Annotated in this window: 1 protein-coding gene and 2 pseudogenes; all 3 read left to right on the top strand. The window is 75.8% G+C overall.

The annotated features are described in order from the left end of the window. Positions 1 to 296 (top strand): annotated as a pseudogene (manB, locus tag JNW98_RS34320) (phosphomannomutase/phosphoglucomutase); the annotation flags it as partial. Positions 297 to 409: 113 nt separating this feature from the next. Next, a complete protein-coding gene (locus JNW98_RS34325; protein WP_223772202.1) occupies positions 410 to 598 on the top strand; it encodes a Trm112 family protein in 189 nt (62 codons plus the stop codon). A 56-nt stretch (positions 599 to 654) separates the two neighbouring features. Further along, a pseudogene (locus JNW98_RS34330) lies at positions 655 to 832 on the top strand (SIS domain-containing protein); the annotation flags it as partial.

The raw sequence follows: 832 nt of genomic DNA on the forward strand, positions 1-832 counted from the left end.
AGGACAAGCCGCTCTCCGAGCTCGTCCGCGAGTACGACCGCTACGCCGCCTCCGGCGAGATCAACAGCACCGTCGCCGACCAGCCCGGCCGGGCCGCGGCCGTCCGCGCCGCCTACGCGGACCGCGACGGCGTCGAGCTCGACGAGCTGGACGGCCTCACCGTCACCGCCGCCGACTGGTGGTTCAACCTCCGCGCCTCCAACACCGAACCGCTCCTGCGGCTCAACGTCGAGGCCCGTGACGCGGAGACGGTCGCCCGCGTCCGCGACGAGGTCCTGGCCATCGTCCGCGCCTGACGGGCGTCCGGCCGGACCGGGCTTCCCGCCGGACGTCACCACGGGTGACGTCCGGCGGTACCCTGACCGCACAGAGACGCACACCCGACGCACACCTCCCGAAGGGACCCCTCATGCCGCTCGAAGCCGGCCTCCTGGAGATCCTCGCCTGCCCGGCGTGCCACGCGCCCCTGCGGCAGGAGGCGGACGGCTCCGGCGAGGCCGCCGAGCTGGTGTGCGAGAGCGAGAGCTGCGCCCTGGCGTACCCCGTCCGCGACGGCATCCCCGTCCTCCTGGTGGACGAGGCCCGACGCCCCCACTGAGCCGCGCCGCCCCCGGCCGGCACCCCGCACACCACGGCGATCGGAGCTGATCAACGGTGTTCGACGAGTCACTCCTCGATGACCCCGATGCCCTCTCCCGCGCCGACGTCCACGGCCTGCTGCGCGGCGCCGCCGAGTCCGGCGCCCGGGTCCGGACGGCCGCCCGCAACGCCGCCGAGGCGGGCGTCGGGACCCTGCGGCCAGACGGGCGCCCGCGCGCCGTCCTCGTCGCGG

Source organism: Streptomyces huiliensis (assembly GCF_020037025.1).
GTDB lineage: Bacteria > Actinomycetota > Actinomycetes > Streptomycetales > Streptomycetaceae > Streptomyces > Streptomyces huiliensis.

Bases quoted from the DNA above. Each gene is read 5' to 3' on its own strand.
- JNW98_RS34325 (WP_223772202.1), top strand. From the start codon at position 410: ATGCCGCTCGAAGCCGGCCTCCTGGAGATCCTCGCCTGCCCGGCGTGC.